We start from the raw sequence: 7,209 nt of genomic DNA on the forward strand, positions 1-7,209 counted from the left end.
GCTGATACATCGCTATCGCCAGCATGATTTTTCGCGAATAAATTCGCTCCCACAGTTGAGCCTGGGGCAGGCGCATTCTTCGCGGCGCCCTTGGACTTCTGTGGGAGCGAATTCATTCGCGATGGGCCGTACGGCCGATACATCGCTATCCTCAGCATGATTTTTCACGAATAAATTCGCTCCCACAGTTGAGCCTGTGGCAGGCGCAATTTTCGCGGGGTCCTTGGACTTCTGTGGGAGCGAATTTATTCGCGATTGGCCGTACAGCTGATACATCGCTATCGCCATCACGATTTTTCGCGAATAAATTCGCTCCCACAGTTGAGCCTGTGGCAGGCGCATTCTTCCCGGGGTCCTTGGACTTCTGTGGGAGCGAATTCATTCGCGATGGGCCGGTACAGCCGATACATCGCTATCGCCCGCACGGTTTTTCGCGAATAAATTCCCTCCCACAGTTGAGCCTGCTCCAGGCACATTCTTCGCGGGGCCCTAGTTACCGCTCCCGCAACGCCTCGGTCCGCGCTTTGAGCACTGGTTTCAACAGATAATCCATCACGCTTTTTTCGCCGGTGATGATGTCCACGGTGGCGACCATGCCGGGGATGATCAGCAGCGGTTTGTCGTCGCTGCCCAAGTGGTTTTTGTCGGTGCGTACCTGGATCAGGTAGAAGGTGTTGCCTTTGTCATCGGTGGTGGTGTCTGCGCCGATCAGTTCCAGTTTGGCGGGCAGGCCGCCGTAGATGGTGTAGTCATAGGCGCTGAACTTGACCATAGCTTTCTGGCCCGGATGCAGGAAGGCCACGTCTTGCGGGCGTACCCTGGCTTCGATCAGCAGGTTGTCTTCCAGCGGGACGATTTCCACCATGTCGCTGCCGGGCTGAACCACGCCACCGATGGTGTTGACCTTGAGCGTCTTGACGATGCCCTTGACCGGCGAAGTCACGGTGGTACGGGTCACGCGGTCGTCGATGGCGATGCTGGTGGCGCTGGCCTTGGCCAGGTCCGAGCGTTTGTCGTTCAGGTCTTTCGCAGCGTCTGAGCGGAAGCTGTCTACGGATTCCTGAATCTTGCTCTTGATCTCGTTGATCGCCGCTTCCGCACGGGGAATCGCCAGCGATGTCGCGTCCATCTGACCCCGCGCTTCAGACGCCTTGCCCTTGAGCCGGATGATCTCCACCGGCGACACCGCGCCGCTGTTGACCAAGGGTGCCGACATGCTCAGCTCCTGCTGAATGAAGCCCAGTTGATTACGGTACTGGTCCTGCTTGGAGCGAAACTCGGCGACTTCCTGCATCTTCTGCCGCAATTGCTCCTGCAGCGTGCGCTGTTCGCTGGCCAGACGCCGCTGGCGCGAGTCGTACAGCGATTGCTCATCGGCCGCGACTTGCGGCGCCTTGCTCAGCACCTCGGCCGACGGTTTGAACGCACGCCCCTCGGACTCTGCCGACAGGCGATCCACCTGGGCCATCAGGGTGTATTTGTCGACCTCGCTTTCACCCTTGTTCGACAGAAACCGCGTGTCGTCCAGGCGCAGCAGGGTGTCGCCCTTGTTCACGATCTGTCCTTCGCGCACGAAAATCTCGGTGACGATGCCGCCTTCCAGGTTCTGGATCACCTGAACCTTGCTCGACGGAATCGCCTTGCCTTCGCCCATCGTGACTTCCTGCAGGACGGCGAATTTGGCCCAGACCAGCGCCGTGAGGATCAGGGCTGCGGCAATCCACACCGTGAGCCGCGAACCTCGGGAGGAGTCCTGCGCGGCAACGCCTGCAACTTCGGGCATGAACTCGGCATCGATCTGACGACCAGGGTGAAAATAGCTGTGAGCGGATGACATGGGTAACGCTCCTTAAACCGTGGTCGGGCCGACACGGCCCTTGCGCAGTGCTTCGATGACGAGATCTTTCGGGCCGTCGGCAACCACCTTGCCGTTGTCCAGCACCACCAACCGATCCACCAGACTCAGCATCGACATGCGATGGGTGACCAGCAGCAGCGTCTTGCCCTGCATCCGCTCAAACAGTTTCTGCCGCAGGACGTCCTCGCTGGCGTTATCCATATGGCTGGTGGGCTCATCGAGCAGCATGATCGGCGGGTCGAGCAACAGCGCGCGCGCCATCAGCACCGTCTGCCGCTGCCCGCCTGACAACAGCTGACCACGCTCGCCCACTGGCCGATCGAAGCCCAGCGGATGATTGCGTGCCAGCTCGGTGACGCCGGTCAGCTCGGCGACTTCCAGCATCCGCGCATCGGTGACGTAGCGCGCGCCAAGGGTCAGGTTGTCGCGCAAGGTGCCCGCCAGCAACGGCAGGTCATGGGCGACATAGCCCACCTGCTGACGCAGATCGGCAACGTCCACCTGCCGCAGATCCAGCCCATCCAGCAACAGCTGCCCCTCGTCCGGGGTGTAAAAGCCCATCATCAGCCGCGCCAGAGTGCTTTTGCCCGAGCCGCTGCGACCGATGATGCCGACGCGCTCGCCGGGCCTGACGCCGATGCTCACATCCTGCAACGCTGCTGCCGTACCAGGTCCGCCGTAGGCAAAGCTGGCGTTTACCACCTGAATCTCGCCCTTGAGCTGAGTATGCTGCAGTGGGTTTTTGCCCGGTTCGCGCTCCTGCGGCAGGGCCATCAGCGCATCGGTGCTTTTCATCGTGACCTGCGCCTGTTGATAGCGCGTGATGAGCCCGGCGATCTGTCCCAGTGGCGCGAGTACACGACTGCCGAGCATGTAGCTGGCGACCAGGGCGCCGACGGTGAGGTTGCCGGCGATGATGATGTAGACCCCGGCGATGATGGTCGCCATGCCCGAGAACTGCTGGATGAACAGCGTGCCATTGCTGGCGAGCGCCGACAGGTCGCGGGCGTGGCTGTCCAGGCGGGTGAGGGCACCATGAGTCGATTCCCACTTGTGCTGGCGTTCGCTTTCGGCGCCGCAGGCTTTCAGGGTTTCCAGGCCGCCGAGAGTTTCCACCAGCAACGCCTGGCGTTCGGCACCCAGCGCCAGACTGCGCTCGACGGTGTCGCGCAGACGGATCTGGATGATCCAGGCGAACAGAATCGTGACCGGAAACGCCACCAGCGGAATCACCACCAGCCAGCCACCGAGGAGCCCGATCACCGCCAGCATCAGCACCGCGAATGGCAGGTCGATGAGGCTGGTCAGGGTCACGGCGGTGAGAAATTCGCGCAGGCCCTGAAAGTCATGAATGCTTTGGGCGAAACCGCCGACGGTCGCCGGGCGTGCCTTCATCGACATGCCAGTGATGCGCTCGAACAGCGTCGCCGAGAGGATCACGTCGGTCTTTTTTCCGGCCTGATCCAGCAGACGGGCGCGCACCAGACGCAGGGTCAATTCGAAACCGGTGCCGACCAGCAGCCCGATCGCCAGCACCCACAGTGTCGACGTCGCCTGATTGGGTACGACGCGGTCGTAGGTCTGCATGACGAACAGCGGCACCATCAAGCCCAGCAAGTTGATCAGCAGGCTGGCAAGAATCGCATCGCTGTACAGCCCGCGGGACAGTTTGAGTGTGTCGCGGAACCAGGCGTTGACCCGAGGGACCAAGGGCGCGCGCAGGTTTTCCAGTTCGTGACGGGGGCGGGCGAACAGCGCCTGGCCGGTATAGAGCGTCTCCAGCTCTTCACGGTTGACGCGCTGTTCGCCGCCGTCTGCTTCGCTGGGCAGAATCAGGGCTCGACCGTCCTCTTCCCAGCGGCGAAGGATCGCGCAGCGATTGCCTTTGAGTAGCAAGAGAACAGGCAGGTTCAGGCTGTCGATGGCGTTCAGGTTGCGGCGCAGGATGCGCGCCTGCAGACCGGCGCGGGCGGCGGCGCGGGGCAGAAGCTCGACGCTCAGGGATTGTTGCGCCAGGGGTAGGCCAGCGCTGAGGCTGCTGCGGCTGGCGCTGCAATCGTGAAGCCGGCAGAGGATGAGCAAACCATCCAGCAGCGGGTCGTCGAAGTTCGAACGAGGGTCGAACGGTGCTGATTCTAAAATTGGCAGTTCCATGCTGGTCATAGACTTCTCCCCAGCGCTCGCGCGCTACTTCACTATTTCAGATCGGGCAGGCGGGCTTCGCTTTTGACTTCCGTCAGGGCGATCGCAGCGGCTGGCAATATCACGCGCGCTTTGTTCAACAGTTCACCTTCGGTGGCCAACACCCGATACATCGAATATTCCTCGGTGTAGCGCAGTTCGGTGTAGCGGCGGGCGGCGTTGTACAGTTCGTTTTCGCTGTCCAGAAGATCCAGAAGAGTGCGTTGACCCAGGCCGAACTGGTCTTGATAGGCCGCGCGGACCTTGGTCGTGGTTTCGGCGTATTCGCGGGCAATCGGCGTCTGGATGCGCGCGTTGTTCATGGCGTTCCAGGCCAGCGACAGGTTCTCGTTGATCATGCGCAGCGCGTTGTTGCGGATGTCCATGGCCTGGCCGGTCTTGTACGAATCCGAATTCAGCCGGGCCTTGTCACGGTTGCCGTTGAACAGGTTGTAATTCATCACGACGGCGGCTCGCCATTCGTTGTCGTGGCCTTCCTCGCCCTGCAGATTGTTGTTCGCACCCACCGCCAGCTCGCCGTCGAAGCGCGGGTAGAAAGGCGACTTGGCGACCTCGTACTGCTTCTCGGCGGCATTGACGTCGGCCTGGGCCGATTTCAGGTAGGGGTTGTTGGTCAGCATACTTTGCTTGGCGTCGCTCAGGCTGGGCGGCACTTCGCCCTTGATCGAAGGCGGTGCTTCCAGTTCATCGGGCATCCGGCCCACGGCGCTGAAAAAGTTGGCTTCGGCATCGGCCAGGTCAACCTGGGCGGTGTAGAAATTGTTCTCGGCCAATGCACGACGAGCCTTGGACTGATCGCTGTCGGCGTTGCTACCAATGCCACGATTGGTGCGCAGGCCGATCTGATCGTTGATGCGCAGGTGCGCCTGCAGGTTGTTCTTGGCCAGATCCAGCAGCTCGCGGCGTTTGAGCACTTCCAGGTAAACCTCGATGGCCCGCAGCGCGAGGTCTTCGGAGGTGCCACGCAGGTAGTACGCCCGGGAGTCGACCACTGCCTGGGTGCGACCGACTTCGTTTTTGGTGTTGAAACCATCGAACAGCATCTGCCGCAGACGCAGTTCCGACTGGGTGTAGTTCAGGGTTTCTTCGTTGTGGTTGCCCCGAAAGCGAGTGGTGGGGCTGTCGGTGTGCTCGCGGCCATAGGCGGCAAGCAAGTCCACGGTCGGAAGATAGCCTCCCTTGGCGATTTTTACGTCTTCGTCCGCGGACAATCGGTTGTTCACGTTGGAGTGAATTTCCGGGTGATTGTCGATGGTGTTCTGAATCGCCTGATTCAGTGACATGGCTTGCGCTTGGGCGCAGGCCACCGCCAACACAACTGCACTGTAGAGCGGGGTCAAATCGCGCATGAGAACTCTCCCTGGATTAGTGTCTTGCTGTTTACGCCAAAAAACCGGCGAATCTGGCTGGTAAAACCGTATCAGGTTTGTAACATCACAGCTAAGAACAACTTTCAGAAATGCTCAGACGTTTTTTTCATAAGGCTTATTCCAAAAAAAACTTATGTATTTTTGGGTATTCCGGCGAAGGTTGTTTTCAGGAATCGCCGATATTCAAGGTTTTACAGGCGAAGTTAGGTTTATATGCGGCTTTCAACGGAAATTTGACGGCGTACAATCAAGTGGTTTTTCGAGCAAAAAACTTGAAAAGATTCAGCGACATAAAATTGTCGCACGATGATAGCTCCTAGCCATTTCTGTACGCAGATCAAACATTTTTTGTTGTATTCGTAACATTTTCTGATCCGGTTTATGCAGCAAGGGAGTGGATATGGCCAGGTTGATCGGTACTGTGCGAGCAGTGGTGGGTGATGTTTTTGCGGTGGCGAGCAACGGCACCAAGCGATTGGTGGTCGAAGGCGACAAGGTTTATGCCGGCGAGTTGCTGGAAACCGGAGCCTCGGGCGCGGTGGCGGTGCATCTGGCCAAGGGCGGTGAACTGACCCTCGGGCGCGACAGCAGCATGCCGCTGACCCCGGAAATCCTCGCTAATCATGCGACTCACGTGGACACCCCGGATGCCGCTGCCTCGGGCCAACCGCAATTGGCGGACGTGCAGCAGTTGCAGCAACTGATCGCTGCGGGCGCCGACCCGAGCCAGGTGGCCGATGCGCCTGCCGCTGGCAATGCCAATCCCGGAGGGGCGCCGTCAGCGCTGGGCGGCGGTCACAGTTTTGTGCTGTTAACGGAAACGGCAGGCGTAGTAAGTCCAACAATCGGCTTTCCCACGGCCGGCTTGTCCTTCCGATTCGAAGTTCCCGATGGCGAGATCATTGGGGATCCCAACCGCAACGGCGACAACTCGCTGCCCCCGGTGGTGATCGCGCCGCCTGTCGAACCGCCTGTCATCACGCCACCGGTGGTCGGGCCGCCGGAAGTAACGCCACCCGAAGTGACCCCTCCTGTCGTCACACCCCCGGTAGTGACACCGCCGGATGAGCCGCCTCCACCCGCCAACAACGGCGTCGCGCTCGGTGCCAGCGAGGTGACGCTGAACGAGGCCAATCTGGCCGACGGCAGCGCCCCGAATGCGGGTGCGTTGACTCAGAACGGTGTAATCAGGATTACTGCGCCCGATGGGCTGCAAACACTGAGCATTGGCGGGATCGACGTAGTGGTCAACGGCGTGCCACTGACCTCGCCGCAGTCAGTCACCCTGCCGTCGGGCAACACCCTGACCATCCTCGACTACAACCCGGTCACGGGCGAGGCGAGCTACACCTACACCCTCACAGGTCCGCAGGCCCACAACCAGGGCAACGGCACCATCAACGACGAACAGATCGCCGTCCACGCAGTAGACGGCAACGGTGATGTCGGCAATGGCACCATCAACGTTCACGTGCTCGATGATGTGCCCCAGGCCAACCCCGATATCAGCTATGTGAAGGAAGGTGGCGAGACCAGCGGCAACATTCTCGCCAATGATCTGGCCGGTGCCGATGGGCCAGGCGCCGGCGGGCTGATCGTCGGCGTGCGCGCCGGCAGCGATACTTCAACCCCTGTTTTGGGTGGCGTCGGCGCGGTGATTCAAGGGCTGTACGGCACGTTGACCGTGGATGCGAGCGGTCATGCGTCCTATATGGCTAACTCGAATTCCGGCGGTCACGGCGACGCGCAGGACATTTTCACCTACAGCATTCGCGATGC

General features: G+C 60.5%; 4 protein-coding genes. 1 reads left to right on the plus strand and 3 read right to left on the minus strand.

Annotated features, from left to right (window positions below; translation table 11 throughout):
- Positions 1–493: 493 nt before the first annotated feature.
- The 3 genes from ACRER8_RS09640 to ACRER8_RS09650 are packed head-to-tail and all read right to left on the minus strand — an operon-like array spanning position 494 to position 5,409.
- Positions 494–1,837 (minus strand): HlyD family type I secretion periplasmic adaptor subunit, encoded by a 1,344-nt coding sequence (locus ACRER8_RS09640; RefSeq protein WP_431746099.1) that lies wholly within the window; start codon positions 1,835–1,837, stop codon positions 494–496.
- 12 nt (positions 1,838–1,849) lie between these two features.
- A complete protein-coding gene (locus ACRER8_RS09645; protein ID WP_431746100.1) occupies positions 1,850–4,021 on the minus strand; it encodes a type I secretion system permease/ATPase in 2,172 nt (723 codons plus the stop codon).
- Positions 4,022–4,053: 32 nt separating this feature from the next.
- Complete coding sequence (locus ACRER8_RS09650) at positions 4,054–5,409, minus strand: TolC family outer membrane protein (protein ID WP_431746101.1); 1,356 nt, start codon at positions 5,407–5,409, stop codon at positions 4,054–4,056.
- 421 nt (positions 5,410–5,830) lie between these two features.
- Between ACRER8_RS09650 and ACRER8_RS09655 the strand changes: the two genes are divergently transcribed.
- Positions 5,831–7,209: retention module-containing protein (locus ACRER8_RS09655; RefSeq protein WP_431746102.1), on the plus strand; the 1,379-nt coding region annotated here is incomplete at its 3' end.

The sequence above is a fragment of the Pseudomonas sp. genome (genome assembly GCF_050739935.1).
Classification (GTDB): domain Bacteria; phylum Pseudomonadota; class Gammaproteobacteria; order Pseudomonadales; family Pseudomonadaceae; genus Aquipseudomonas.

Coding starts and splice junctions, on each gene's coding strand:
- ACRER8_RS09645 (WP_431746100.1), bottom strand. CDS start 4,021: ATGACCAGCATGGAACTGCCAATTTTAGAATCAGCACCGTTCGACCCT.
- ACRER8_RS09640 (WP_431746099.1), bottom strand. CDS start 1,837: ATGTCATCCGCTCACAGCTATTTTCACCCTGGTCGTCAGATCGATGCC.
- ACRER8_RS09650 (WP_431746101.1), bottom strand. CDS start 5,409: ATGCGCGATTTGACCCCGCTCTACAGTGCAGTTGTGTTGGCGGTGGCC.